Raw genomic sequence first — 25,182 nt, forward strand, 5'->3', positions numbered from 1 at the left:
GAGCGGCTGACGAGCCGTCTTGCCCCGCTTTAAGCGGGCCCTTCCAGCACCAGGACCCGCCACTCGCCCGTGCCTTCTTCGCTGACAGCGCAGCCAAGGGCGCGATAAGCCGCGACCACTTGCTGGGCCTGAGTGTGGAGCAGGCCGGCGAGAACCAGTGTTGCGCTGGGACGCAGGGCTGCCACGAAGGCAGGGGCAAGTTCGATCAGCGGGCCGGCAAGGATGTTGGCGATGAGCAGGTCGAACGGCGCCCGTGCCGTCAGCAGCGGGTGCTCCATCCCATCCGCTATTGCCAGCAGCAGTTCCCCAGCGCCATGGCCGATCGGGACCGAGTTGATCAGTGCGTTCTCGCGAGAAACGTCGACGGCCACGGGATCGATGTCGGTCGCTATGGCGTGAGCCGTCGGCCAGAGCTTCCGGGCGGCGAAGGCCAGCAGGCCGGTGCCGGTACCGATGTCGGCGATGTTGGCGAAGCACTTGCCGGCACGTTTCAGCCGGTCGAGCGCCTCGAGGCAGCCGGCGGTCGTGGCGTGCTGGCCGGTGCCGAAGGCGAGCCCGGCGTCGATTTCGAAATTGATCGCTGTGGGGTCGGGGGCATGCGTCGGCGTATGAACGAAGAAGCGGCCGGCCCGGATCGGCTCCAGCCCGGACTGGCTCTTCGCCACCCAATTCTCTTCGTCCAACCGCTCGATCCGGGGTGGCCCGCTGGTGATGCCGCAAAGGACGGCCAGCAGCTCGCCGGTCGGCTCCTCCTCCAGATAGGCGTGGATCAGCCAATCGTCGGGCTTGGCCGGATCGGGTTCATCGGCGACGAGAACCGGAGGAGACTCGAGTTCCGGGAACAATAGCTCCGCGTCGGCCAGGTTCTCAGCTTGGGCGCGGGTACAGGGGAGGGTAACACGGAAGCTCATTTGGACGCCCCAGCCTGTTCCTTCGCCAACCGTTCGTCGAGTTGCCGCGTCTTGGCCGCGGCATAGTTGCGGCATCCGGAGGGATCGAACAGCGGCTGCTTGCCGGTCATCCGCTCCTTCATCGCGCTGGCGGACGGATGCGGAGTCATGAGGATTTCGCAGCGTCCTTCTGCGATCTTGGCAATGGAGGCGCGAAAGGCCGCGAGATATTCGGGGTGCGCGGAGAAGCGGTAATCATCGCGGCTGATTGGCGACAGGCTGTCGGCATAGACCATCGTCCGGCAAACCCCGCCGTCGCAGCTTTCCCACCGCCAGCTCATCGCGCCTGGCGTGTGACCGGGTGTTGCGATCGCGGCGAGCATCAGATTGCCCAGGCGCAACTGCCCGCCGTCGGCGATCACCTGGTTGACGGTCGCAGCGCGAAACGGCTTGTGCATGCCCGCCTGCGGATCTTGCGGATCGTCGAGGCCGGTGTCCATGACCCGGCGCGCACGTTCAGAGGAAATCAGCGATGCGCCGGTCAACTGCTGAAGTCGGGCAGTGCCGCCGACGTGATCGAAATGTTCGTGGCTGAAAAGCAGATAGCGGATGTCGGTCAGCTTGAAGCCGAGCGACCGGATGTTGTCGGCAATCACCTCAGCGCCCCGCTCCGTACCGCCGTCGATCAGGATATGGCCGTCGCTGCCGGCAACGAGGATGGCGGCGATACCGCAGGTTCCGATCAGATAGGTGTTGCCGTGGATTCGGACAGGCGGCGCGCGGCGATCCCAATCGTCGGAGTCTCCGCAGGCCGCTTCCCATGCGGGGCCCGACTGTTCGATCGGCGCGCGAGGGCGCTCGATCTGGGGCGGATTTCCGAGTGGGATGACGACCTGCTGCAGGAGGGCCAGGGCGATCGCGCTAACGGACATAGCTTGCTCCGTTGATGTCCACGATCGTTCCGGTGGACGCGGCGGGCGCCTCGGTGGCAAGCCAACGGATGATTTCAGCGACCTCCGCCGCCGATGCGACGCGCCCGAGCGGGATGTCGGCAAGAATTTTCTCGCCGCCGCGGCTGGCGAGATACTCTGCAGTCATTTCCGTGACCGTGAAGCCGGGGCAGACCGCAAAGGCGAGGATGTTGTCGCCGGCGTAGCCACGCGCAACTGTCTTGGTGACGGCAATCATCGCCGCCTTCGACGCCGCATAATGCCAATGCTGGGGCGAATCCCCACGATAGCCGGCCCGGCTGGCAACGTTGACGATCCGGCCGCCGCCATGCTGCCGGAAATGTTGAACAGCCAGGCGGGTGAGGTCGCTCGATGCCTGCAGGTTCACTGTCATGGCCCGTGCCCAGGCCCGGTGCCACTCCTCATCGGAGGCATCGTCGCTGATCGCTTCGTAGACGCCCGCGTTATTCACCAGCACGTCGATCCGCCCGCCGAGCGCAGCGACGGCTTTGTCCCACAAGGCGCGCGGAGTCGCGGCATCCGCAAGGTCGCCGGCGAGGAGACCGTCACCGCCTCTGGTCGAATGACCGGCGACGCGATGGCCGGCGGCGGTGAGCGCATCGAAGGCAGCCTTGCCGATGCCTCGGCTGGCGCCTGTCAGAAGGATGTTCATGCGCCCCAGCCTAGCCCATCGCCGCAGCGGCGGGGAGGGGCGCCGAGTGCTTAATTCTGAGGACGGCTCGGCTGGGTCGGGTTGGGACCGGTCAGGTTGGAAGCACCCTCGCCGCCGATGTTCGCGGCACCGCCCGTAGCAGCTTTCTGCTCATTGAGAACGGGCTCGTTCTCCGCCTTCTGCGCATTGGCGTCATCGGCTTCGGCGGCGGCCTTGTCGCCGTCCGCGCCCGGAGCGGCGCCGGCCGCCGGAGCAGCCGGAAGCGGCAGCGGCGAAGGGCTCTTGCTGTTGAGAAACGCGATGACGTTGGCACGATCCTCAGGGTTGCTGAGCCCCGCGAATGTCATCTTGGTGCCCGGTGCATATTTCTTCGGATTGGCGAGCCATTCGCTCATGCTCTTCCAGTCCCACACGCCCGGAACGCTCTTGAGGGCGTCCGAATAAGCGAAGCCCGGCACATGGCCATGCGGCTTGCCCATGGTGGCCCACAGGTTCGGGCCAAGGCCGTTTGCGCCGCCCTGGTCGACCGTGTGGCAGGCCTGGCATTTCTTGAACACTTCCGCGCCCTTGGCGGCGTCGGCGCTGGCGAGATAGAATTCGATCGGCTGCTCGGCCTCGCCGCCCTCGCCCTCGACCTCTACGCCTTCGATCGGATAACCCATCTTCTCCGGCCGGTGGGGCTTGAACACCTCGCCCGCGACCAGCGACCCGCCCAGCGCGACGATACCCGCGAACAGGACCCAGCCGGCGACAGTGTTGTTGCGATCTTCCATGGGTGTTGGGTTCCGGAGAAAAGAGACGAAAAGCTGGCGGTCCTTTAAGGGGCGCGCAACGCTTCTTCAAGCGTCCAGCCAGTGTTCGATCAGGGTGCGCGCAACGGCAAACGGCGGTGGCGGAAGGAAGGCCGCATCGGTCAAGCCCGCGAGCGAATCGCGGACCTCGTCGCGGGAAAACCATCGTGCATCGTCCAGTTCCGTCCGGTCGATGGTCAGGCGGTCGTCGAGTGCCCGGGCGGTGCAGGCGATCATCAGCGACGACGGGAAAGGCCACGGCTGGCTGCAGATGTAGCGAATTTCGGCAACGGCAATGCCGGCCTCCTCACCGAACTCGCGCTCGACCGCGGCCTCAAGCGTCTCGCCGACCTCGACGAAGCCGGCGAGTGCGGAATAGCGTCCGGGTGGATACTGCGGCTGGCGGCCCAGCAAAACGCGGCCGTCGTGCTCGGCAAGCATGATGACGACCGGGTCGACGCGCGGGTAATGTTCGCCCTCGCAGGCCGGGCAGCGACGCGACCAGCCGCCGCGAACGATCTCGGACGGCTGACCGCAATTGGAGCAGAAGCGATGGCGGCGATGCCAATTGGCGAGACTAAGTGCGGCGGCAAAGAGCGGCGCGTCATCAGGGTGCAGCAGGGCAAGCGCGGCGAACTGTGCGCGGTAATCGTGGCTGTCGGGCGACAAAGCCGAAAAGCAGGGATGGCTTGCCGCAAAACCGAGGAATAGCTCGGCCGTGGTCACGTCCTGCCACTGCAGCCGGCCGTCGGGATCGAGGGCGGGCAGGCCCCCGTCCCAACGCAGTTCACGCGCGGCGGGACCGGTTGCGAGCCGATGCAGGCGCTCCGGCTGGGCACGCAGCAGATCGGCGCGATCCAGGCCGCTGCCGCTGAAGAACGGCTCAGGCGGCAAGGCGCGGCTCCCGTTCGGCGAGGAGGGCGGCCTCGACCGCTCTTCGGTACAGGGTAGGCAGGCCCGCCTCGGCCAGGCCGTCCAGCGGCTGCCACCAGCCTTCGCCCGTTGGCTTGCCGGGGCCGGGCACCACCAGCAGATCAAGGCTGAAGTGGGTGAAGCCGTGGCGGGCGATCACCAGTGGCTCGAGCTCCGGCCGCGCATCGCTCCATTCGGGCCCGGGCAGGGCGGCCATGCCACCCAGCAACCCCTTGGGCGCGCGGCGGGTCAGCCAGACGGCATCGGCCTGGCGGTGCCACCAGGCGATTCCGAACCGATGGGGCCGAACTTTTTTCGCCGGCCTGGTCGGAAAGGCTTCGGGAGTTCCAAGCCTTGCTGCGGTGCAGTCGCCCATCACAGGGCATTCGGTGCATAGCGGCGACTTAGGCCGGCAAACCGTTGCGCCCAGGTCCATCAGGGCCTGAGCGAAGTCGCCGGCACGCCCCTGCGGCCACCAGCCCTTGGCGGCCGCGCGCACATCCGGCTTGTTTCCGAGCCCGAAGACCCGCGCCACTACCCGCTCGACATTGGTGTCGACCGGTACGGCATCCTTCCCGAAGGCGATCGCGGCCACTGCCGCCGCTGTATAGTCGCCAAGGCCGGGCAACTTGCGTAACGCCGCTTCGTCCTCGGGAAAGCCACCCTGCTCCGCCATCATGCGGGCGCAAGCGATGAGATTTCGGGCGCGGGCGTAGTAGCCAAGGCCCGCCCATTCGCCGAGGACCTCCGCTTCTGGCGCAGCGGCCAACGCCTCGATCGTCGGCCAGCGTTCGATGAAGCGGCGAAAGCGCGGCATAACCGCCGCCACCGTGGTCTGTTGGAGCATGACTTCGGACAGCCACACCTCGTACGGCGCCATCCGCGGCGCTCCTGGCGGTGCGCGCCAGGGGAGGTCCCGGGCCTGGACAGAATAATGGTGGAGAAGTCGCTCCGCCGCGCTGGCATGCATGGCCGCGCTATGGCATGTTCGGCGGAAATGACGAAGCGAAAGGATCTGGGGGAGGCTCTGCGGCAGAACCGCGCACGTGCCGCGGGCGAGATGGTCGGCGCGATCGGCGGAATGGCATTCAAGCGGTTCGGCTTCGTGCAGGGTGCAGTGGTCAGCCGCTGGGCCGAGATCGTCGGGCCACGCTATGCCCGGGTGTCCGCCCCCGAATCGATCCGCTTTCCGGCGGGCAGGAAGGCCGGCGGAACGCTGACCCTGGTGGTCGAGGGCGCCCATGCCCCGCTGATGCAACACCTGGGGCCGACGATCATCGAACGGGTCAATCGCTTCTTTGGTTATGAGGCCGTGGCGCGACTGTCCTTCCGCCAAGGCGCGATACCCAAGGCTGCCTCCCGTCCGGTTCGGCCGCAGCCCGCGCCCGTTCCGGCCGAGCTTGGCGAGGGGCTGCGCGAGATTGCGGACCCGGAACTTCGCACTGTTCTTGAATCGCTTGCCGGGCGGCTTGCCGCCTCCGCTGGCGCGCCGCGGGTTGATCCCGCCCCCGTCATCCCAACGTTCAACCTGCCAAAGGTGTCTTGATGAAGAAGTTCGCACTGCTTGCCGTCGCCGCGCTCCTGTCCGCCTGCGGAGGCGGCAGCGATGGAAATCAGACGGCCGCAACCAACACGTCGGGCCCGGTCGGAACGCCGGTGCCCGCCCCGAACGGCGGCGACTGGACGAAGACCGTGACCCAAACCCACGAAGGCGGGATCATGGTCGGTAACCCCAATGCAGCGGTAAAGCTGGTCGAATTCAGCTCCATGACCTGTCCGCACTGCGCCGAGTTTTCCGAAAAAGGCGCTCCGCAGCTGATGGAGAAGTACGTTAAGACGGGTCAGGTCGCGTTCGAACTGCGCAACTTCGTGCGCGACCCGTTGGACATCACCATGTCGCTCATCGCCCGCTGTGCCGGACCGACTCCGCAGTATTTCACGCTGACCGACGGGATGTTCGCCGACCAGACGGCGATCTTCGAGCGGTTCCAGGCCGTGCCGCAGGCGCAGGTGCAGGCCGCCCAGGCGCTGCCGCCCGGACAGCAGTTCACCCGCTTCGCCGAATTTGCCGGTTTGCAGAGCTGGGCAGCGCAGCGCGGGCTGCCATCGGGACGGACCTCGCAATGCTTGTCGAACCAGGGTGAGATCGAAAAGCTGGTTCAGATGAACAGCGACGCAGCTTCGACCTACAATATTCCCGGCACGCCGGCCTTTCTGATCAACGGCAAGCTGGCCGAGAATGCGGCGGCCTGGGAAACGCTGGAGCCGCAGATCAGGGAAGCGCTCGGCGGGTAACCGCCGGGCCGGGGGGTAGACGGATTGCGCTTTCGCCGGCTGAAACTCAGCGGCTTCAAAAGCTTCGTCGAACCGGCCGAGCTGCGCGTCGAGCCGGGCCTGACCGGAATTGTCGGGCCCAACGGCTGCGGCAAGTCGAACCTGCTGGAAGCCATTCGCTGGGTGATGGGCGAGGGCAGCCCCAAGTCGCTGCGTGGCGGGGGCATGGAAGATGTCATCTTCGCGGGCACGGCCAGCCGCCCTGCGCGGGATTTTGCCGAGGTGTCGCTGCTGGTCGAAGGGCCGGGAGCGGAGGCACGGGAAAGCGAGGTCACCCGGCGAATCGAACGGGGAGCCGGATCGGCCTATCGAATCGATGGGCGCGACGTTCGCGCCAAGGACGTCTCCCTGTTGTTCGCGGATGCGGCGACCGGCGCTCACTCGCCCGCGCTGGTCAGCCAGGGGCGGATCGGTGCGGTTATCGCGGCCAAGCCGGTCGAGCGCCGGCAGATGCTAGAAGAGGCGGCCGGGATCGCCGGTCTTCACGCGCGGCGCAAGGATGCGGAGCAAAAGCTTCGCGCAACCGAAGCCAACCTCCAGCGACTGGACGAGCTTCTCTCCGATCAGGAAGCACGGGCGGCGGCGCTGAAACGGCAGGCGCGGGTGGCGGAACGTTATCGCGGGCTGACGGATCGCATCCGCCTTGCCGAGGGCCGGCTGATCTACAGCCGTTGGGCCGATGCGGACCGATTGGCGCAGGCTGCAGCGGAAGATGCCAGGGCTGCGCAGGCGGAGGTGGCCGCGCTAGGGTCCCGGCTGACGGAGGCTTCCGAAGCGCAGCATCGGGCTGCCGTTGAGGTGGCGAGCCGCCGCTCGGAGGCCAGCGCGGCGCGGGAAGCGGGACAGGCCCTTGCCCATCGTCTGGCGACGGCGAGAGCGAAACTCGATTCGGCACAGCGACGCCTGACGGAGCTGGAACGTCTCTCCGGCCAGCTTGAGGCGGAGCGCATGCGCGAGCGGTCGCTGCGCGAAGATGCCGAGCAGGCCGTTGCCGCGCTCGAGGCCGAGCGAAGCGCCATCAACGATCGCCTGGCCAGCGGAGACGAGGAAAGCGCGCGGATCGGAAAGGCCCTGACCGAGGCCGAAGCGTCCGCGCGGGAAGCCGAAGCAGCACTCGCAGGCTTCTTGTCGCGGCAGGCCGCGATGAAGGCCGAACAAAGCGTCGCTCAGGCTGCGCTGAACGCGGCACGGTCCCACCAGTCCCGGATCGAAGGCGAGGCGGAGCGGCTGCGCGCTCAGGCGGCCCGGTTCGGGAATGGCACCGCCGAGGAGCGTGCGAAAGCCGAGGCGTTCCAGCGACGGGCGCAGGCGGGCGCCGCGCAAGCGGAGGCGGAACATCGGCTAAGCGTTGCCGAAGCGGCCCGGTCCACTGCTGCTGAACACCGCGACGACGCGGAAAGCGCGGTCGCCGCCGCCCGCGCGGCGCTGGCAGCCGCCGAGGCAGAGCAACGCGCGCTGGCGAAGGCAGTCAGCCACGGCAGTGGCGCGGCCCTGGCGAGCGTTCGTGCCGCACCGGGGTATGAGCATGCCCTGGCGGCAGCGCTCGGCGACGAACTCGACGCGCCGGTCGGCGGTGTCGGAGCGCGCTTCTGGGGCGGAAGCGACGTCGAGGTCGATGATCCGGTGTTACCCGATGGGCTGGTGCCATTGGCCGACCATGTGGCGGCGCCGGCCGAATTGCTGCGGCGCTTGCGGCAGATCGGGGTCGGAGAGGACCACGGACAGGCGCTTGCCGTTGGGCAGCGGGTCGTCACCGCCGACGGCAGGATGCGGCGCTGGGACGGCTTTGTGTCCATCGGCGCGGGCGCGGCGGCGGCGGAGCGATTGGTTCGGCAGAATCGGCTGGCCGAGATCGAGGGCCAGTTGCCGCCGTTGCGGGCGAAAGTGATGCAAGCCGAGGAAGGTCGCCGGTCGATCGCCGCTACGATGGCGGACGCCCGGGCTGCGGCCGATGCGGCGAGGCAGGCGATTGCAGCCGCCGAACGCGACGGGCGCGAAGCGGCGCGCGCGGAGGATATTGCGGCCTCGGCGCTGGAACGGCTTGCCAGCCAGCGGGCGATGCTGGCCCAACAGTCGGCGGAGATGGAGCCGGTGCGGCTTGCGGCGCGCGAAGCCTTGGCGCAAGCCGAGCGGGCGCTGTCGGTGCTGCCCGACGCCGAATTGCTTGAAAACGAGATCGGGGCCGCGCGCACCGATGCGGGCCGGCGCGGCCAGGTCGTCGCCGATCTGCGGGCCGAAGCGGCCACCTTGGCTCGGACCGCTGCCGCCGATCGCGAGCGACTGGTGGTCGCCGGTCGAGAGCAGCAAGCTTGGCGCGAGCGGGGCGAAGCGGCGGTCAGGCGGATCGACGATGCGGCTGAACGCGCTGCCACGCTGGCCGGCGAGAAGGATGCGCTAAGCGGCGAGCCGGGACGGCTGACCCGGGAGATCGCCCAACTGGAGGCCGAGCTTGGCGACAGCGAAGGGCGGGTGGCTGCGACGCTGGCGGCGGAGCGCGAAGCGGGCGCAGCCGCTGGTGAACTTGCCGCAGCCGTGGCGCAGGCCAACGAGGCACTGGCCGGCGCTCGTGAGCGCCGGGCCGGCGCGGATGCCCGGGCGGAAGCGCAGGTTGCCCGGCGGATCGAATATGGCCGGGTCTGCGGAGAAAAGTTCGAATGTCCACCGCCACTGCTGCCGGGCAGGCTTGGCTTCGACCCGAATGACCCCGGCGATCCGGCGGAGGAAAGCGCGACGCTCGAACGTTTGACGGGGGAGCGCGAACGACTGGGGCCGGTAAATCTGGTCGCCGAACAGGAGCTGGCGGAACTCGACCAGTCGCGGCTGCATGGCGCGGCCGAGCGCGATGAGCTGCAGGAGGCGATCAATCGTTTGCGTGGTTCGATCGGCAGCCTGAACCGCGAGGGTCGTGTCCGGCTGCTTGAGGCCTATGAGCAAGTCGACCGCCACTTCCGCAGCCTGTTCACGACCCTGTTCGATGGTGGTCAGGCGCATTTGGAACTGGTTGAAAGCGACGATCCGCTCGAGGCCGGACTCGAAATCATGGCCCAGCCTCCGGGGAAGCGATTGACCGCCCTGACCCTGCTGTCGGGGGGCGAGCAGGCGCTGACCGCCGTTGCGTTGATCTTTGCCCTGTTTCTGACCAACCCCGCCCCAATCTGCGTGCTGGACGAGGTCGATGCGCCCTTGGACGATGCCAATGTGGAGCGCTTCTGCGACCTGCTGGCGCGGATGACGAGCGAAACCGATACGCGCTACCTGATCGTCACCCACAATGCCGTGACTATGAGCCGGATGCATCGGCTCTATGGCGTCACGATGGTCGAAAAGGGCGTCAGTCGCCTGGTGTCCGTTGATCTGGGTGGGGCCGAAACATTGCTGGCCGCCGAATGAATTCGTTCGTCCCAACGCACCCTCCGCGTCCGGCCGGTCCGGTCGCAACCTGGCGCGGCTTCTTCGGTGAGCGAGCCAGGACCAGTGTTGCCGGATGGTCAGAGCGGATGTTCGAACTGCCTTATTACCGGCGCAAGGTGCTAAAATTCCGGGTGCACGTGCTGCTCGATCCCAGCCTCGTCGAGCATGTCGTCAAGATTAACTCCGCCAATTACGAGAAGCCGTCAGTGGTGAAGGTGCTCCTCGGGCCGGTCATCGGACGCGGCCTGCTGACCGCCGACGGCGAGATGTGGCGCGAGCAGCGCAAGATCGTGGCGGCAAGCTTTTCCCCAACTGCCGTTGAGCGGATCCGGCCGGTATTCGGCGAGACGGCCGCGCGGGCCACGGCGGAGTGGCGGGACGGACAGGTCCGGGACGTCGCGGTGGACGCAACCCGCGCGACGATGCTGATCATCGCTGAAAGCCTGTTCAGCGCCGATCCGCGACTGGTGAGTGACGAGGCGTTGCGGCAGATCAAGGCAGCGCTCGATGGGATATCCGAACCGCGTCTTCAGGCCCTCCTCGGTCTGCCGATGGTTCCACTCAGTCCGACAGCGCGGGCGGGCGCGCGGGGACAGCGCTATCTTCGTGAGACCCTTTCACGGCTGGTCGATGAGCGAATCGCGGGCGCCGGCCCGAACGACGATTTCCTTGGCGGCATGATCGCTGCGCTGCAGGACCGTTTTGCGCCGGGCGAGGCGCGGACGCTGGCCGTCGACAATGCGGCGACCTTCTACCTCGCGGGCCACGAGACCACGTCCAATGCGCTCGCCTGGACGCTCTACTTGTTGTCGGAGCAGCCCGAGCTGCAGGACGAACTGGCCGCCGAAGCCGCCATGGCGCTCGCTTCGGCAAACTTTTTCGATATCCCGGTCAGCGCATCCTTGCCCGGACTTCACGCGGTTCTGCAGGAATCGTTGCGCCTGTATCCGCCCGCCCCCCGCTTCGACCGGCAGGCGATCGCTGCCGACACGCTGCCCAATGGTGAGCAGATCGAGCCCGGCGACATTGTATCCGTATGGCCCTGGCTGATCCATCGCAGTCGGCGACTGTGGGACAATCCCGACCACTTCGACGCCCGGCGATTCGCACCAGAGCGACCCAAACCGGACCGCTATGCCTATCTGCCGTTCGGGGCCGGGCCACGCATCTGCGTCGGCGCGCACTTCGCCACCGTGGAAGCATTGAGCATTCTGGCACATTGGTTACGCGACTGGCGCTTCGCAGTCTCCGGTCGGCGGGTCGAAGTGGCGGGCATGGTGACGATGCGTCCACGGAACGGATTGCCGCTACGGGTCGAACGACGAAACCGATTAAGCCGGCCAGATTGATGAGCTTTCTCGCTTCATTGGCCTGGGGTTGTTGCGAATAACTCGCATTAGCGCTAATCGGCCTCCACCGAAACGAAACGAGTCAGTCGTTCACTAGGGGAAAGCCATTGCGTACCGTTGTTCACGCGCTGCTCGGCGCGGCGTCCTCCTTCACCCTTGCAGCGACCGCCGTCGCTGCGAATGCGCCCGAGGCCGGCGCGGTTGGGGAGGCGGCCGTGGCTGAGGAGCAGCCGACGGTAACGGTGACTGGCCAGCGCGAAGAATATGGCATCAAGTCGACCAGCACGGCGACGCGGACCAACACGCTGGTTCGTAACATCCCGCAGGCGATGTCGGTCGTCTCCGAAGCGCAGATCGAGGACCAGTCCCTTCGCTCGATCGGCGACCTGTTGCTGTTCGTGCCTGGCGCGACGCCGGGCACCGGCGAGGCCAATCGCGATCAGCTGACCCTGCGCGGCAACAACACCACCGCCGACTTCTTCGTCGACGGCCTCCGCGATGACGCGCAATATTTCCGCGACTTCTACAATCTCGATCGGGTCGAGGTGCTGAAGGGGCCCAACGCAATGATCTTCGGTCGTGGCGGCGGTGGCGGCATCATCAACCGCGTGACCAAGCGCGCCAGCCTGGGCGATGCCCAGCAGATCATTGCCAGCCACGACAGCTTCGGTGGGTCGCGGGGGACGGCGGACGTCGATCTCGCCCTGGGTGGTGCGGTGGGCCTGCGGGTCAACACGATGTACGAGGACGGCGACAGCTTCCGGCGACATGTTGATCTGGAACGCTACGGGATCAATCCGACGCTCGGCATCCTTGCCGGACCGAATACCCGCATCGATTTGTCATACGAATATTTCCATGACCGGCGCACCACGGATCGCGGCATTCCGTCGAACAACGACGACAATGCTGCGACGATCGATCGCCCGCTCACCGGCTTCGATCGGGTCTTCTTTGGCGACCCGGACGACAGCTATGCGGACGCGGACGTCAAGATCGCCGGCATTGCCGTCGAACATGGGCTGGCCGAAGGCTTGACCCTGCGGAACCGTACGCTGCTCGCCGACTATGACAAATTCTACCAGAACATCTACCCGACCCGGCTCGATCCGGTGGCGGACGAGGTGGTGCTGGGCGCCTACAACAGCCGCAACGACCGCCGGAACCTCATCAGCCAGACCGATCTCGTCTGGACCGGGGATCTCATGGGAATGGACCAGACCTGGCTGGTGGGTGCGGAGCTTGGTCGGCAGCGGAGCCGCAACCAACGCCTGAGCGGTAGCTTTGCCGGTGGCCGCAATCGCGTGTCACTGGATGATCCGACCGAGGATTTCGAGGTCACTTATGCGCGCAGCGCATCCGATGCTGACAATCGGACCCGGGCGTCGATTGCCGCCGGTTATGTGCAGGGGCAAGTACGCCCGACCGATTATCTGGAAATCGTCGCCGGCCTCCGCTTCGATCGCTTCACCCTGAAGGTCGACGATCTGCGTGAGGGCGTCCCGACGCGAAAGAGGACGGACAATCTCGTGTCGCCGCGGGTGGGCGTGGTGTTGAAGCCCGCCGACAACCTGTCGGTCTACACCAGCTATTCGCGCTCCTATTTGCCGCAGTCCGGCGAACAGTTCAGCGGTCTTTCCGTCACGACGGAGGCACTGAAGCCGGAGCGGTTCGACAATGTCGAGCTTGGCGCGAAGTGGGAGCCGCTGGACGGCCTGCTGGCGACCGCCGCCCTATACCAGCTGGACCGCAAGAATACTCAGGCGCGCGATTCGGAGGATCGCATCGTCCTGACCGGCGCGACCCGGACCCGAGGACTGGAGTTGGGGCTGGAACGGAGCATCAGCGATCATTGGCAGGTGTCGGCCGGCTATGCCCTGCAGAAGTCGGAGATCCGCCGCGATACGACTGCGGCGCTGGCGGGCTCCAAGGTGCCGCTGGTGCCCAGGCACAGCGCGTCGCTATGGACCAAGTATCAGTTCAGCAAGCCGTTCGCACTCGGGCTTGGCATTCTCTCGCGCTCGAAGAGCTTTGCGGCGGTCGATAATTTGGTGGCGCTGCCCGGCTACACCCGCGTCGACGCCGCGGCCTATTACAAGCTGGCCCCTGGGATCGAGGCGCAGGTCAATGTCGAAAACCTGTTCGACAAGGACTATTTTCCGACCGCGCATAACAACAACAACATCGCCCCGGGGGCGCCGCGATCGGCACGGGTCACGTTGCGGGCGGATTTTTAGGCGAGCTCCTCGCTCCTCGCCCGGATGCGCTTCAGGTCCTCGACGAAGCGCGCCCGTTCGTTCGCCCGGCGATCCTCTTCCGGTATGCGCAGGAGGAAGCTTGGGTGCACCGTCACCCAGCATTCGCTGCCATCGGCGAGGGTCAGCGGGGCCTCCCGCGCGCGGCTGATCGTCACCGTCTTGCCGATGAGCGAGCGCGCCGCCGTGGCCCCAAGCGCGACGGTCAGCGGCGGCCGGATCAGCGCGCGCTCCTGTTCCTGCCACCAGCGGCAGGCCTCGATTTCGCCGGCGTCGGGCTTGGAATGGATGCGCCGCTTGCCGCGCTGTTCGAACTTGAAGTGTTTGACCGCATTCGTGACGTAGGTCTGTGCCCGGTCGATCCCGGCCTGTTGCAAAGATTCGTCGAACAGCTGGCCGGCCGGCCCCACGAACGGGCGCCCGGCCAGGTCCTCCTGGTCGCCCGGCTGTTCGCCGACAAATAGGATTCGGGCATCGAGCGGGCCTTCGCCGAAGACCGTCTGGGTCGCGCATTCGTACAGGTGGCAGCGGGTGCAGGCTCGTGCTTCGGCCAGCAGCGCTTCCCAGCTTGCGCGCAGATTGCCGCCGGGTTGCAGCTGGCGTTCGGCCGCGACTGCCTCAGCCCTGCCATCCTTCACCGCCGATCGTTCGATCATTTCCAGCTCCCGTGCGCGAGCACCCGCCATTAGCGGCGCAACGAGCGAGGTTTCCGGCATGTTGCGCCAGTATTTCTTTGGCATCTCCTTCAACATGGCTTTCTTCTTGAGCCGTGCCGGGTTGAAGATGCTGGCGTAATAGGTCTTCCACGTCTCCTCGAGGGGATCGCCATCCGACGCCTCGGCGCGGGTCGCACCCGGACCCTCCGTCAGCTTTTCGCCATCCCAATGGATCGACAGTTCCGGCGTCAAGATCGACCAGCGCATGTTGGTGAAGCGACGCTGAAAGAATCCGGCTTCGCGCCGGACGATATGATGATCCGGTTCGAAGAAGGCGACGAAGCGCTCGCCTTCGTCGTCCGCTACTTCCCGAAACCGGACGAAGGCATGCATCTTGTGCGCGTCACGGCGCACTTCCTTGGCGAGGCCCTCCAGCCGGTCGACCAAGGGGTCGGCGCGGTCCTCCATCGCCCGCCGGTTGCCGCGCAACTTGCACAGCAAAGCGTAGAGTAGGGCGAAGCGCTCCGGATCGGAATGGCAGATCGCCGCCTTGGCGAGGTCGACGAACTGGCGGGGAACGGCAAAGCTGGGCGCGGTGGCAGGTGGTGGGGCGTCGCCGCCGAACAGTTCCGCGTCGCCGCCTTCGACCGACCAGACGACGTCGGCCGGTGCGACTCCTGCTTCGGCCAGATTGCGCGCAGCATCGCGCCAGCCCTCGAAGTCGTCCTGCGAACCCAGCACCACCCGGCGCGGGCCGGATCGCGAACCGTCAGCAGGCAAGTTTCACTCCCGCTCGTCGCCTTCGTCGGCGCCAACTTTCGCCCGCTCGATTTCTGCCGGCTTGCGCTTGTCGAACAGGGCCTTCAGCTCGACCACTTTTTCATCGCTCAGTCCGTCAGAGGCTTCGGGAAACATCTCCTCCTCTTCCTCATCGATGTGATGCGTGTAGCGCTCGGCCAAGGTTTTGAATTTGGCCAGCCAGCCGGACGAGCTCATGTCGGCTTCCTCAAGTTCCTCGATGAGGTCACTGATTTCCTTGTGCTCGCTGACGGAGTGAACGGCATCGTGCCGCAATTCCTCGCGAGCGAGCATTGTGGCGTACAGCGTCTCTTCTTCCGCGGCAGCATGGGCCGTCACCTCGACCTTGAATGTTTCGAACAGCTCCCGCCGTTCGTCACAATCGCCGGACGTTTTGCCGAGCTTGTCGAGCAACTCGCGGTGACGGTCGTGATCCTGCTTCAAACGATCGAAGATGTCGGCGCCGGCCATGGTTCGCTCCTTTTTGTTACGCGAGCCGAACGGGTCAGGCGGCGAATAGCTCCAACTGCTCGGTCTTGCGCGTGACCAGGCTCCTGAGATCGGCGCGGTCAGTAAGCAGTGTCGGCCGCCAGTCGCTGGTCACAATGAACGGACGTAGCTTGGCGACGCTGACGGTCAGTCGGGCCACGTCGTCCAGCGTGAAGGTCCGAAACCGGCGCGACTTGATGATCCGATCCACCGCCTTAGTCCCAAGCCCCGGAACACGCAGCAGCTGTTCGCGGCTGGCGCGATTGACGTCGACGGGAAAATGTTCGCGAAATTTGAGCGCCCAGGCCAGCTTGGGGTCGATGTCGAGCGGAAGCATCCCGGAAGGCTCGGCCGCATCTGCCACCTCGGCCGGTTTGAACCCGTAGAAGCGCATCAGCCAATCCGACTGGTAAAGCCGATGCTCCCGCATGAGCGGCGGTCGCTGCAACGGCAGAACCGCGCTGGCATCCGGAATTGGAGAGAAAGCCGAATAATAGACCCGCCGAAGCGCGAACCGATCATAGAGTGTCGACGCCTTTCGCACGATGTCCGTATCGGTCGCCGAATCCGCGCCAACGATCATCTGCGTCGATTGGCCCGCTGGAGCGAATTTGGGCGCCGACTTGAATCGTTTCCTGGCATCGCGCGTGTCCTCGATCGCGCCCTTCATGTCGCGCATCGCATCTTCGATCTGACCGGCACTTTTTTCCGGAGCGAGCCGCTGCAGTCCCGGCTCGGTCGGCAGCTCCACGTTGATGGACACGCGATCGGCATGAAGACCCGCCTGCCGCACAAGTTCAGGATCGGCATCCGGGATCGTCTTCAGGTGAATGTAGCCGCGAAAATCATGGTCCTCACGCAGCGAGCGCGCGACCTCGAACAGCTGCTCCATCGTGTAGTTCGACGAGCGGATAATGCCGGAGGAAAGGAACAAACCCTCGATATAGTTGCGCTTGTAGAAAGCGAGCGTGAGGTGGACGACCTCCTGCGCCGTGAACCGGGCGCGGCGAACGTTCGAACTCTTGCGATTGATGCAATAATGGCAGTCGAAGATGCAGCTGTTGGTCAGCAAGATCTTAAGCAGGCTGATGCACCGGCCGTCGGGCGCGTAGGCATGGCAGATGCCCATGCCTTCCGAGGATCCGATGCCCTTGCCTCCCCGGCTGTCACGTTTCGTAGTGCCGGATGAGGCGCAGCTCGCATCGTATTTCGCGGCGTCCGCAAGGATCGCCAACTTTTCCCGAGTGTCGAGCTGCGCCATTTGTTCGATATATGTTCTATCGCTAGGACGAGCAAGCTTTTCTTTGTATTTCCGCCGCTTACCGTCAGATGGGAAGCTTGGATCGGGCCTTTTGGGCCATGCCATCGACGGGGACGTCGTGGATGATCCGATACCGCGCCTCGATCAGGCTGAAGATGCCGAACAACGCCAATCCGATGGCCACCAGCGTATCCCAGGGCCTGGTCAACCAGGCGAGGGCCTCGGCCATTCCGCCCGCCTCGCTGGCCTGCTCCTGCATACCGGCCTGGGCGAGGAAGAAACCACTGATCAGAAAGACGAGTCCGCGCGCGGCATAGCCCCCGCGGCCAGTCCAGCGCACCCACGGTTCGTCCGCGACGCTGCGGTCCAGATGCTTGCAGAAGCTGAACTTGTAGGCCTTCACAAACTGGTAGAGGCCGACTCCGATCAGCACCAGACCGCCGATCAGGAGCAGCAGCTGGCCGCCGGGCAAGGAGAGGGCGGTCTGCGCGCCTTCCTCGGCACCGCTTTGACCGCCCGAACCGCTGCTGGCCCGGGCGCTTCCGATCAAGCGGACGGCCTGCCAAGCCAAGAACAAGTGCACGAGGCCACTGGCGGCAGCGCCAACCCTTTCAACCGTTCCCTTCTTGTCGCGATCGTGGCCTTCGATGTTGAACGCTGCGTCCGACAGCCGCCACAAACCGTAAGCGGCAAGGCCAAGCGTCACCAGTATCATCAACCACTTGCCCGCACCGCTGGCCAGCGCTTCGAGCGCGCCGGTGGTATCCTCCGCGCGTCCCGTCTGCACGATCAGGTAGGCGATCGTCAGGTAAAGCAGGCCTCGTGCTGCAAAGCCGAGGCGGGTCAAGGTCGTCAGGCGCGCACTGGCGTTCATGAATGTCGTTCCTCCTGTTGGCGCTGGCAACGAAGGGGGCAGTCCATCCGTTCCGCGCGCGCAACGGTAGTTGGATGACGGCAAGCCGGAGCAACGCTCGCTTGACGGGTCGTCGCCGATGGGCCTTCCTGCCGTGACCAGGGGGGACAATAACGATGCGCTTCATTTCGTTCGCACTTGCGGCAACGGCACTGTCGTTGGCGGCGCCCGTCGCAGCCGGCCCATCCGAAGATTTCAGCACATTGCAGGAAGAGATCTGGGCCGAAGCGCTCCGCTCCAACCCGACGCTGGCAAGCTCGGTGGGTGTTGGAGACTATGATCGCCAGCTGTCACCATTGAGCCTCGCCGAGTTCGACCGTCAGGCGGCCGTTGCGGCCGGCTTTCTGCGGCGCTTGAATGCCATTCCGCAGAATGGATTCAACGGGGACGAGCGGACCAACGCAGCGATTCTCCGGACACTGCTGAGCGAGCAGGTTGAATTCAACCGCTTCGGCCAGCGTCAGATGCTGTACTCGATTCTCGGCAGCTATCATGACAACCTTGCCGGACTGGCGGAGAATCTCGCCTTCCGCACCCGCGCGGATTACGCCAATTATCTGGCTCGGCTGGCTCAGATTCCGGACCGGATGCGGGCCTATGGAGAGATCAGCCGCAAGGCCGCGCGTGAGGGCTTCGTCCAGCCGTGTGTCACCATGACCCGCTTCGGCGAGACAATCAGCGGCCAGATCGCCGACGACGCCACCAAATCACGCTTCTACCTGCCCTTTGCGGCGTCGAAGCCAGCCAGCATCGCCGCGGCCGACTGGACCGCCTTCCAGGGGCAGGCGCGTGACCTCATCAGCGGGCGCATCAATCCCGCCTATCGCGAGTTCGGTGCTCTTTATGAGCGTGAACTGAAAGCCAAATGTCGCCAGACCGTTGGCGTGTCGGCGCTTCCGCAGGGACGCGAATATTACGCGGCACTGGTGCGATCTTTCACCACGACAGACATGACGCCAGACCGGATCCACCAGCTCGGCCTTGGCGAGGTTGCGCGGATCCGGGGCGAGATGGATCAGGTCGCGGCCAAAGCAGGCTTTGCTAGCCGTGCAGCGATGATCGCGGACATGCGGACCAACCCGAAGTGGTACGTGAAGTCGGATACGGAATTGCTGGAGGCGACCGCACTTCAAGCCAAGGTCATCGACGGCAAGATGCCATCCGTCATCGGCCGGATGGCGCGCCTGCCCTACGGCATCAGGCCGATGAACCTGGCAACCGCGCCGGGCGATACGACGGCCCGCTATCAGCCTGGCTCACCGGAAACCGGGCTTGCGGGTTTTTACCTCGTCAACACGACCAAGCTCGATCAGCGGCCCTTGTGGGAGATACCGGCGCTCACCGTGCATGAAGCGGTGCCCGGCCACCACCAGCAGATCGCCCTGCAACAGGAGCTGACCATTCCGCAGTGGCGCCGCAGTCTCGCCTTCTTCACCGCTTTCGTCGAGGGCTGGGGCTTTTATTCGGAGCGGCTGGGGATCGAGATGGGCATCTACGATACTCCGCAAAAGGATATGGGCCGCCTTGGCTACGAGATGTGGCGGGCCATTCGGCTGGTGGTTGACACCGGGATCCATTCCAAGGGCTGGAGCAAGGAACAGGCGGTCCAGTATTTCCGCGACAACGGCACGCTTACCGAAGCCAACATCGATGCCGAGGTGAACCGTTACATCTCCAATCCCGGGCAGGCGCTGGCCTATAAGATCGGCGAGTTGAAGATCCGCGAACTCCGCTCACGCGCCGAGCGCGAATTGGGGGCGAAGTTCGATTTGCGCCGTTTCCATGACGCGGTGCTGGGCCAGGGTTCTGTGCCGATGGATGCGCTCGACGCGCAGATCACCGCCTGGATCGCGGCAGAAAAGGCGCGATCCTAGGCGGCGAATTCCGTGCAGCTCATTGCTCGGGCGGGGTGTTCCCGGCAACGGCTTCCTGCTGCTCCGCCCGCGCCTCATCGATGATCCGCTGCAGACAGCCGCTCTGACCCGACGGGCCCACAGCGTCGCAGCTGTTCACGCCTCGGCGGGTGTTTATCTCGAAGCTGCGCGCGCGGGCAGCCCAGGCCTGGCGGCTCTGGAGCGCGCCGCCCTGGCGGAGCCGTTCGGGAATGCGGTAGCGCTCGCTTTCCGGCTTGCGCGCGCAAACCACGACATCATCGTCGGTCGAGCGCGGGCAGGGGTCGTTGCCGTAGACGATGATCTCGGAAATGCTGTCGTCCGTTCCGGTGGCTTGCTGGGCGGTCGCAGGGGACAGCGCGACCAACGCGGCGCTGCCGAACAGTCCGGCGGCAGTCAGAACTCGAAACATCTTGGCTTCCTTTCGATGCTCACAACGGCCGACACCGCCCAGGCGTTGCCTCATATCTTCTTGGACAGGCCGATCGCGACCTTGCAAATGCCGCGGATGGCCGCAGTCAGCACCGGGTATGCCGGAGCGTCCATCGCGCCCGCCTCCCGCGCCGTGTCGCGATGTTCCAGCTCTTCGGCCTGGAACTGGAGAATGTCGGCCGACAGCTCCGGATCGTCATTGCCAAGCTGCTCGAGCTGCTCGGCATAATGCTTATCGATTTCTGTCTCCACGGCGTCCGTACAGGCCATGGCGGCGCTTTCGGAGATCAACGCCGTGACTGCGCCAAGGGCAAAGCCGCCGGCGTGCCAAAGCGGCTGCAACAGCGTCGGTCGGACCCGGCGCTCCGCCATCATCTGGTTGAAGCGGGCCAGGTGACGGTCTTCCTGCGACGCCATGTGCGTCACCAGGTGTGCGGCCGGCGAGGACCTGCGCATGACGGCCAGCTGCCCGGCATAGATGCGGGTCGCGCCATATTCGCCGGCCTGGTCGACCCGCAGCATGGACGCACGGTCCGGCCGCCGATCTCCAGGCCGCCAGCGCGGTCGTTCGGGCAGGGAATTGCTCAGCGTTGGCGCAAGGTCAGCCATGCGATCGCTCCCGCGGCAAGAATGGAAATGGTGGCGTTCCAGCCGGCCATGCTGAGGCCGAGGAATTGAAACTGGACCTGGTCGCAGCGGACGATCGGTGCGGACAGGATATTCTCGAGCGACTGGGCACCGGTCGCCGTGCAGCTGGTGAGACCCTCCCACCAACCCCATTCGACGCCTGCGTGGAACACCCCGATCGCGCCGGAGATGGCGATGGCCAGCGCTGCCAGCAGAACCAGCGGACGGCGCAGGTTCGGCACGAAAAAGGACAAGCCACCAAGCGCCAAGGCTGCCCAGTGCGGCCAGCGTTGCCAGTAGCACATCTCGCAGGGGTTCAGGCCGCCCAGATATTGCGAGCCCAGCGCTCCGCCGAGCAGGCCCGCGGGCACCAGGATGCTGAGCCACTGGGCCAGCCCGACCGATCCGCGCACGTCGGCGCCGTTGTCCAGCCTGCCGGTCGGAGCGTTCATTGGACTAACGGGTCTTGGCCGGTCCGCCGCCGCCCGCCGTCTTCGGCGTCGCCGGCGCCAGCCGCTTCAGCGTCTTGATGGCGTAGTCGAGCTGGAAGTCCTTGATGCCCTTCTTCTCCAGCTCTGCAGCCGTGGCGGTGAAACGCGGATCGGGCGAATCGTCGCGCTGCAGCAGCTCGTCGTCCACCTTGGTCTGGCTGAGCAAGTGGCGGCGAAGATCCGCTTCACGGACCACCTTGCGGTCCTTGTAGTCGGGATCGCTGAGTTGCGGGACATAGATGTCCGGATCGATCCCGCCGGCCTGCACCGAACGGCCCGACGGCGTGTAGTAGCGGGCGGTGGTAAGGCGCAGCGCGCTATCCTGGCCGAGCTGGATCACGCTTTGGACGGAGCCCTTGCCGAAGCTTTTCTCGCCCATCACCACCGCACGGCGCTGGTCCTGAAGCGCGCCGGCGACGATCTCTGCGGCTGATGCAGAGCCCGCGTCGACCAGCACGACCACCGGCCGGCCGCCGGTCAGATCGCCGGGCTTGGCATAGAAGCGCTCGATATCGTCCTTGGCGCGACCGCGCTCGGACACGATCTCGCCGCGCTCAAGGAAAGCGTCGGACACCTGGATCGCCTGGTCGAGCAATCCGCCCGGATTAGAACGAAGATCGACCACATAGCCGACCGCCTTGCCGCCCAGCGCCTTGTCGATCGCGGTCAGCGCGGCTTCGGTCTGCTGACCGACATTGCCGGAAAAGCTGTTGATATTGACGATGCCGACACCGTCCTTGATCTCCCACTTGACCGGGCGGAGCACGATTCGCTCGCGGACCAGGGAAACGTCGAACGGCTTGTCGCGGCCCGGCCGGACGATGCTGAGCTTGATCCCGCTGCCCGGCGCGCCGCGCATCTTTTCCACCGCTTCGTCGAGGTCGAGCCCGTAGAGCAGCTCGCCATTGATATGGGTGATGTAATCGCCTGCCTTCAGGCCGGCGCGATAGGCCGGGGTATCCTCGGTCGGAGTGATGATCTTGACCGTGCCGTCTTCCATCGAGACCGACAGGCCAAGGCCACCGTAATTGCCATCGGTGGTCGTCTTGAGCTGCTGGAAGTCGGCGCCTTCCATATAGCCGCTGTGCGGATCGAGCGCCGCCAGCATGCCGTCGATGGCGCCCTTGATCAGCGTGTGATCATCGACCTGGTCGACATAGTTGGCGCGCACGCGCTCGAACACGCCCATGAAGGTCTCGAGTTCCTTGTAGGTGTCGACATCCGCCGCTGCGACGGAGGCCGTGGTCACCGGCACCAGCGCGAGGGCCCCGACGAGGGCTAGAGGAGGAAGGAGCTTGCGGATCATGTGCGCGAATCCTGTGGGGGTCTGCTGCCCCATTTAACTGTTGCGACCGCCATTTGACAGGGCGGCAGATGAACGGGCGATGAGAGCGGCGTCCTGCGGCCTCCCGTTTCGGGTCAACTCCACCGTCGGCGGGCCCAGCGTCCGCCCGATGACATCGCCCCGGGCGACCCGATTGCCGACGGCGAGGTTGCTGCGGACCTCCGTCAATAGGGTCATCCAGCCTTCGCCATGATCGATGATCAGCACCCCGCCATGGCGGCGGAACGGACCGGCGAAAACGATACGGCCCGGGGCAGGGGCTATCACCGGAGCTCCGCGCGGCGCCTGCACCGTCAGGCCGCGCGAACGGACGCCGCTGGCCGAGACTTCGTGAAACCCGCTGAGAACGGCGCCGGTGACCGGCATCTGCCAGACAAGGCCCGGCGGCACCGGATTGCCTTCCGCGGGTGCCGGGCGCGCTGGCGCTGGGGACAAGGTGGCGAGCTGCGCCGCGAGCCGTCGGGCGCTTGCCTCCCGGGCCGCAAGGGACGATGCGCCGCCAACCTGCACGGCCCGGCTGAGCGCAACATCGCCGGCAGCCAGGGCCTCACCGCCCAGAGCAATCGAACGAGCGTTCGCCTGTGCTTCCAGCCAGGCGAGCCGTGACTGCCTGGACCGCAGTTCTTCGCCCCGGTCGAGAAGCTCGCCGCGGGCGGCGGCGGCGGCTGCTGCCAGCTGTTCGCCCTGTTCGGCCTGGGCGCGGAGGACCCTCGTCCGTTTTTCGATGGCGGGGATGCTGGAGTCGACGAGGGCCCGGGCGATCACGAATTCGCGCGGGCTGGCACCGTCGGCAAGCGCGAGCAGCGGCGGCCGGCGACCCATTTGCGCCACCCCGGCCAACAGCAGGGCGGCAGGGCGTTGTCCTTCGGCCAGGCGCTGCCGGTAGCGTTCGACTTGGCGAGAAAGGCGGCGCGATTGTTCTTCCGCCGCGCTCAATGATGCCTCGGCGGCCAGGATCGCGGCGCCCGCAGCGGCCTGCTGGGCCGCCAAACGCTCCGCCTCGCTTCGCGCTTCGGCCGCGACCGCCTCAAGGCGGCGCACCTCGCGTTCGGCCGCCGCGGCCTCCGCACGCGCCACGGCAACGGGGTCGGCGGCAGAGATGAGCAGGGGTGCGGCGGCAAGGAGGAAAAGGCGGCGCATCGAACGCTAGCCTTCGCGATGATAGGGATGGTTGGCAAGGATCGACGTGGCCCGAAACAGCTGCTCGGCCAACATGGCCCGGACCAGCAGGTGCGGCCAGGTCGCGGGACCGAAGCTCAGCAGGAGGTCGGCGGACCGGCGCTGTTCCTCGCCGTGCCCGTCGGCTGCACCGATCAGGAAGCGCACTTCGCGTCGTCCGCTATCCCGCCACCCCTCCAGCTTGCGGGCAAAGGCAGTGGAGGACAAAGCCTCGCCGCGTTCATCCAGAGCAACGACAACCGGATTGTTGGCAGGAGCCGGGGCGGCGCCACCGCGGTCGGGCAGTTCGGTCAGCTTCGTCGGCCAGCCGACGCGCTTCAGGTAGCGATCGACCAATTCCGCCTCCGGCGAGCGGCCGATCTTCCCCCGGGCAATGATGTGAAGGAGCAAGAACTCAGATCCGCGTCATTGCGCAACGGCCAATAGCTGGCTGCGGACCCTCGGCCACGCTGTCACTTGCGGCAATCAGGCCGACGCGCTGGCCGGCTTTTTTTCGTCGTCGCCGAATGCCCACATCCGTTCCAGATTGTAGAAGGTACGGACTTCGGGCCGGAACAGGTGCACGATCACGTCATCGGCATCGATCAGCACCCAGTCGGCGGTCGGCAGGCCTTCGATGCGCGCGATCTTGCCATATTCGCGCTTCAGCTTTTCCGCGAGCTTGGTGGCCATGCTGGCGACCTGACGGGTCGAGCGCCCGGAAGCGATCACCATATGATCGGCAATGCTGGACTTGCCGGCCAGCGGGATGGAGACGACTTCCACCGCCTGATCGTCATCCAGTGACTGGAGGACGGTGCGGTGCAGTTCTTCGACGGACGGGGCCGTCTTAGTGGTGTCGTCGGCCAAGTTTTCTCCTGTTGCTGGTTGCGGCGTCAACGCGTGAACCGGGCGTCGTGTTGCCGGCGAAACGAAGATGCCAATCGGGGTCGAGCGCGCGGAGGGCGGTGGCGGAGGTCCGGTCGGGCGGAAGCCTCAGGAAGATAATCGCCGGTGCACTCCAACGCGTCCATTGCCGTGCCTGGCTCCGAGGGCGGACGAAGCGCCGGAGCCAGCCCATCGCGCGAGCCGCGCGGGCGTCATCCTCATACCCCGGACGGGAAAGCACGGCAATCGGGACCTTTTTCGCCAAACCCCGCCAATCCTTCCACTGATGAAATTGCGCCACAGTGTCTGCACCCATCAGCCACACGAACCGGTCGCGGGGATGGCGGGCGAGCAGCAGGCGCAGGGTGTCGACCGTGAAGCGGGTGCCGACCCTCGCTTCTAAATCGCTGACCCGGATGGGCGCCCGGCGAGCCATGCCGGCGGCGGAGGCCATGCGCGCCGCGAATGGCGCCATGCCGGCGGCGGGCTTCAACGGGTTGCCGGGACTCACCAACCACCACACCTCGTCCAGTGCCAGAGCGTCGAGCGCAGCCAGGCTCATCCGCCGGTGCCCGCGATGGGCGGGATTGAAGCTTCCCCCAAGTAGGCCGATGCGCCGCACAGACGGGGGCTAGCAGGGCGGCGGCAGCTCTGCCAATCTGTTGCG

General features: G+C 66.0%; 24 protein-coding genes. 6 read left to right on the plus strand and 18 right to left on the minus strand.

The window, feature by feature from the left end:
* Positions 1–29: 29 nt before the first annotated feature.
* From AC4GYS_RS05185 to AC4GYS_RS05210, 6 genes are all read right to left on the minus strand, one after another.
* Complete coding sequence (locus AC4GYS_RS05185) at positions 30–911, minus strand: 50S ribosomal protein L11 methyltransferase (protein WP_491108025.1); 882 nt, start codon at positions 909–911, stop codon at positions 30–32.
* Entirely contained in the window at positions 908–1,822 is a 915-nt protein-coding gene (gene bla / locus AC4GYS_RS05190; RefSeq protein WP_491108026.1) for a subclass B3 metallo-beta-lactamase, read from the minus strand. Before bla ends, AC4GYS_RS05185 begins: the two co-directional genes overlap by 4 nt.
* Complete coding sequence (locus tag AC4GYS_RS05195) at positions 1,812–2,513, minus strand: SDR family NAD(P)-dependent oxidoreductase (RefSeq protein WP_491108027.1); 702 nt, start codon at positions 2,511–2,513, stop codon at positions 1,812–1,814. The genes bla and AC4GYS_RS05195 overlap by 11 nt, the downstream gene beginning before the upstream one ends.
* A gap of 50 nt (positions 2,514–2,563) precedes the next feature.
* Positions 2,564–3,286 (minus strand): c-type cytochrome, encoded by a 723-nt coding sequence (locus AC4GYS_RS05200; protein ID WP_491108028.1) that lies wholly within the window; start codon positions 3,284–3,286, stop codon positions 2,564–2,566.
* A 66-nt stretch (positions 3,287–3,352) separates the two neighbouring features.
* Positions 3,353–4,198, minus strand: a complete 846-nt coding sequence (gene nudC / locus AC4GYS_RS05205; RefSeq protein ID WP_491108029.1) for an NAD(+) diphosphatase — start codon at positions 4,196–4,198, stop codon at positions 3,353–3,355.
* Positions 4,188–5,186 carry an A/G-specific adenine glycosylase gene (locus AC4GYS_RS05210; protein ID WP_491108030.1) on the minus strand — a complete coding sequence of 333 codons (999 nt, stop codon included), beginning with the start codon at positions 5,184–5,186 and terminating at the stop codon, positions 4,188–4,190. The genes nudC and AC4GYS_RS05210 overlap by 11 nt, the downstream gene beginning before the upstream one ends.
* Before the next feature lie 27 nt (positions 5,187–5,213).
* On the opposite strand from AC4GYS_RS05210, the gene AC4GYS_RS05215 reads away from it, so the two are divergent.
* From AC4GYS_RS05215 to AC4GYS_RS05235, 5 genes are all read left to right on the plus strand, one after another.
* Positions 5,214–5,762 (plus strand): DUF721 domain-containing protein, encoded by a 549-nt coding sequence (locus AC4GYS_RS05215; protein WP_491108031.1) that lies wholly within the window; start codon positions 5,214–5,216, stop codon positions 5,760–5,762.
* Entirely contained in the window at positions 5,762–6,511 is a 750-nt protein-coding gene (locus tag AC4GYS_RS05220; protein WP_491108032.1) for a DsbA family protein, read from the plus strand. Before AC4GYS_RS05215 ends, AC4GYS_RS05220 begins: the two co-directional genes overlap by 1 nt.
* A 24-nt stretch (positions 6,512–6,535) precedes the next feature.
* Positions 6,536–9,940, plus strand: coding sequence for a chromosome segregation SMC family protein (locus AC4GYS_RS05225; RefSeq protein ID WP_491108033.1), 3,405 nt, complete (start codon positions 6,536–6,538; stop codon positions 9,938–9,940).
* Positions 9,937–11,310 (plus strand): cytochrome P450, encoded by a 1,374-nt coding sequence (locus AC4GYS_RS05230; RefSeq protein WP_491108034.1) that lies wholly within the window; start codon positions 9,937–9,939, stop codon positions 11,308–11,310. Before AC4GYS_RS05225 ends, AC4GYS_RS05230 begins: the two co-directional genes overlap by 4 nt.
* 107 nt (positions 11,311–11,417) lie before the next feature.
* Positions 11,418–13,547 (plus strand): TonB-dependent receptor, encoded by a 2,130-nt coding sequence (locus AC4GYS_RS05235; protein WP_491108035.1) that lies wholly within the window; start codon positions 11,418–11,420, stop codon positions 13,545–13,547.
* Here the strand turns inward: AC4GYS_RS05235 and AC4GYS_RS05240 are convergent.
* From AC4GYS_RS05240 to AC4GYS_RS05255, 4 genes are all read right to left on the minus strand, one after another.
* Positions 13,544–14,965: a UdgX family uracil-DNA binding protein gene (locus tag AC4GYS_RS05240; protein ID WP_491108036.1), complete on the minus strand. Its 1,422-nt coding sequence runs from the start codon at positions 14,963–14,965 to the stop codon at positions 13,544–13,546. The two genes, AC4GYS_RS05235 and AC4GYS_RS05240, sit on opposite strands and share 4 nt — an antisense overlap.
* Positions 14,966–15,004: 39 nt before the next feature.
* On the minus strand, positions 15,005–15,490 hold the full coding sequence (locus AC4GYS_RS05245) for a hemerythrin domain-containing protein (RefSeq protein WP_491108037.1): 486 nt from the start codon (positions 15,488–15,490) through the stop codon (positions 15,005–15,007).
* A gap of 34 nt (positions 15,491–15,524) precedes the next feature.
* On the minus strand, positions 15,525–16,769 hold the full coding sequence (locus tag AC4GYS_RS05250) for a putative DNA modification/repair radical SAM protein (RefSeq protein WP_491108038.1): 1,245 nt from the start codon (positions 16,767–16,769) through the stop codon (positions 15,525–15,527).
* Between the two features lie 64 nt (positions 16,770–16,833).
* Positions 16,834–17,643 carry a DUF1206 domain-containing protein gene (locus AC4GYS_RS05255; RefSeq protein ID WP_491108039.1) on the minus strand — a complete coding sequence of 270 codons (810 nt, stop codon included), beginning with the start codon at positions 17,641–17,643 and terminating at the stop codon, positions 16,834–16,836.
* 155 nt (positions 17,644–17,798) lie between these two features.
* Here AC4GYS_RS05255 and AC4GYS_RS05260 point away from each other — a divergent pair, with 155 nt between their 5' ends.
* Positions 17,799–19,556, plus strand: a complete 1,758-nt coding sequence (locus AC4GYS_RS05260) for a DUF885 domain-containing protein (RefSeq protein WP_491108040.1) — start codon at positions 17,799–17,801, stop codon at positions 19,554–19,556.
* Between the two features lie 19 nt (positions 19,557–19,575).
* Here the strand turns inward: AC4GYS_RS05260 and AC4GYS_RS05265 are convergent, their stop codons facing one another.
* The 8 genes from AC4GYS_RS05265 to AC4GYS_RS05300 all read right to left on the minus strand — a co-directional run bounded on the left by AC4GYS_RS05265 (position 19,576) and on the right by AC4GYS_RS05300 (position 25,137).
* Positions 19,576–19,986 carry a hypothetical protein gene (locus AC4GYS_RS05265; RefSeq protein WP_491108041.1) on the minus strand — a complete coding sequence of 137 codons (411 nt, stop codon included), beginning with the start codon at positions 19,984–19,986 and terminating at the stop codon, positions 19,576–19,578.
* Positions 19,987–20,036: 50 nt separating this feature from the next.
* On the minus strand, positions 20,037–20,615 hold the full coding sequence (locus AC4GYS_RS05270) for a demethoxyubiquinone hydroxylase family protein (protein ID WP_491108042.1): 579 nt from the start codon (positions 20,613–20,615) through the stop codon (positions 20,037–20,039).
* Positions 20,591–21,085 carry a disulfide bond formation protein B gene (locus AC4GYS_RS05275; RefSeq protein WP_491108043.1) on the minus strand — a complete coding sequence of 165 codons (495 nt, stop codon included), beginning with the start codon at positions 21,083–21,085 and terminating at the stop codon, positions 20,591–20,593. The genes AC4GYS_RS05270 and AC4GYS_RS05275 overlap by 25 nt, the downstream gene beginning before the upstream one ends.
* A gap of 4 nt (positions 21,086–21,089) precedes the next feature.
* Positions 21,090–22,430: a S41 family peptidase gene (locus AC4GYS_RS05280; RefSeq protein ID WP_491108044.1), complete on the minus strand. Its 1,341-nt coding sequence runs from the start codon at positions 22,428–22,430 to the stop codon at positions 21,090–21,092.
* Between the two features lie 33 nt (positions 22,431–22,463).
* Positions 22,464–23,609, minus strand: coding sequence for a murein hydrolase activator EnvC family protein (locus AC4GYS_RS05285; protein WP_491108045.1), 1,146 nt, complete (start codon positions 23,607–23,609; stop codon positions 22,464–22,466).
* 6 nt (positions 23,610–23,615) lie between these two features.
* A complete protein-coding gene (locus AC4GYS_RS05290; protein ID WP_491108046.1) occupies positions 23,616–24,038 on the minus strand; it encodes a 23S rRNA (pseudouridine(1915)-N(3))-methyltransferase RlmH in 423 nt (140 codons plus the stop codon).
* Between the two features lie 75 nt (positions 24,039–24,113).
* On the minus strand, positions 24,114–24,497 hold the full coding sequence (gene rsfS / locus AC4GYS_RS05295; protein ID WP_491108047.1) for a ribosome silencing factor: 384 nt from the start codon (positions 24,495–24,497) through the stop codon (positions 24,114–24,116).
* Positions 24,478–25,137 carry a nicotinate-nucleotide adenylyltransferase gene (locus AC4GYS_RS05300; RefSeq protein WP_491108048.1) on the minus strand — a complete coding sequence of 220 codons (660 nt, stop codon included), beginning with the start codon at positions 25,135–25,137 and terminating at the stop codon, positions 24,478–24,480. The genes rsfS and AC4GYS_RS05300 overlap by 20 nt, the downstream gene beginning before the upstream one ends.
* Positions 25,138–25,182 lie beyond the last annotated feature (45 nt).

This window comes from Sphingomonas sp. SP1 (assembly GCF_058313395.1).

Coding starts and splice junctions, on each gene's coding strand:
- AC4GYS_RS05280 (WP_491108044.1), bottom strand. CDS start 22,430: ATGATCCGCAAGCTCCTTCCTCCTCTAGCCCTCGTCGGGGCCCTCGCG.
- AC4GYS_RS05260 (WP_491108040.1), top strand. CDS start 17,799: ATGCGCTTCATTTCGTTCGCACTTGCGGCAACGGCACTGTCGTTGGCG.
- AC4GYS_RS05200 (WP_491108028.1), bottom strand. CDS start 3,286: ATGGAAGATCGCAACAACACTGTCGCCGGCTGGGTCCTGTTCGCGGGT.
- AC4GYS_RS05270 (WP_491108042.1), bottom strand. CDS start 20,615: ATGGCTGACCTTGCGCCAACGCTGAGCAATTCCCTGCCCGAACGACCG.
- AC4GYS_RS05255 (WP_491108039.1), bottom strand. CDS start 17,643: ATGAACGCCAGTGCGCGCCTGACGACCTTGACCCGCCTCGGCTTTGCA.
- AC4GYS_RS05195 (WP_491108027.1), bottom strand. CDS start 2,513: ATGAACATCCTTCTGACAGGCGCCAGCCGAGGCATCGGCAAGGCTGCC.
- AC4GYS_RS05250 (WP_491108038.1), bottom strand. CDS start 16,769: ATGGCGCAGCTCGACACTCGGGAAAAGTTGGCGATCCTTGCGGACGCC.
- bla (WP_491108026.1), bottom strand. CDS start 1,822: ATGTCCGTTAGCGCGATCGCCCTGGCCCTCCTGCAGCAGGTCGTCATC.
- AC4GYS_RS05210 (WP_491108030.1), bottom strand. CDS start 5,186: ATGCATGCCAGCGCGGCGGAGCGACTTCTCCACCATTATTCTGTCCAG.
- AC4GYS_RS05220 (WP_491108032.1), top strand. CDS start 5,762: ATGAAGAAGTTCGCACTGCTTGCCGTCGCCGCGCTCCTGTCCGCCTGC.
- AC4GYS_RS05230 (WP_491108034.1), top strand. CDS start 9,937: ATGAATTCGTTCGTCCCAACGCACCCTCCGCGTCCGGCCGGTCCGGTC.
- AC4GYS_RS05185 (WP_491108025.1), bottom strand. CDS start 911: ATGAGCTTCCGTGTTACCCTCCCCTGTACCCGCGCCCAAGCTGAGAAC.
- AC4GYS_RS05275 (WP_491108043.1), bottom strand. CDS start 21,085: ATGAACGCTCCGACCGGCAGGCTGGACAACGGCGCCGACGTGCGCGGA.
- AC4GYS_RS05265 (WP_491108041.1), bottom strand. CDS start 19,986: ATGTTTCGAGTTCTGACTGCCGCCGGACTGTTCGGCAGCGCCGCGTTG.
- AC4GYS_RS05285 (WP_491108045.1), bottom strand. CDS start 23,609: ATGCGCCGCCTTTTCCTCCTTGCCGCCGCACCCCTGCTCATCTCTGCC.
- AC4GYS_RS05215 (WP_491108031.1), top strand. CDS start 5,214: ATGACGAAGCGAAAGGATCTGGGGGAGGCTCTGCGGCAGAACCGCGCA.
- AC4GYS_RS05245 (WP_491108037.1), bottom strand. CDS start 15,490: ATGGCCGGCGCCGACATCTTCGATCGTTTGAAGCAGGATCACGACCGT.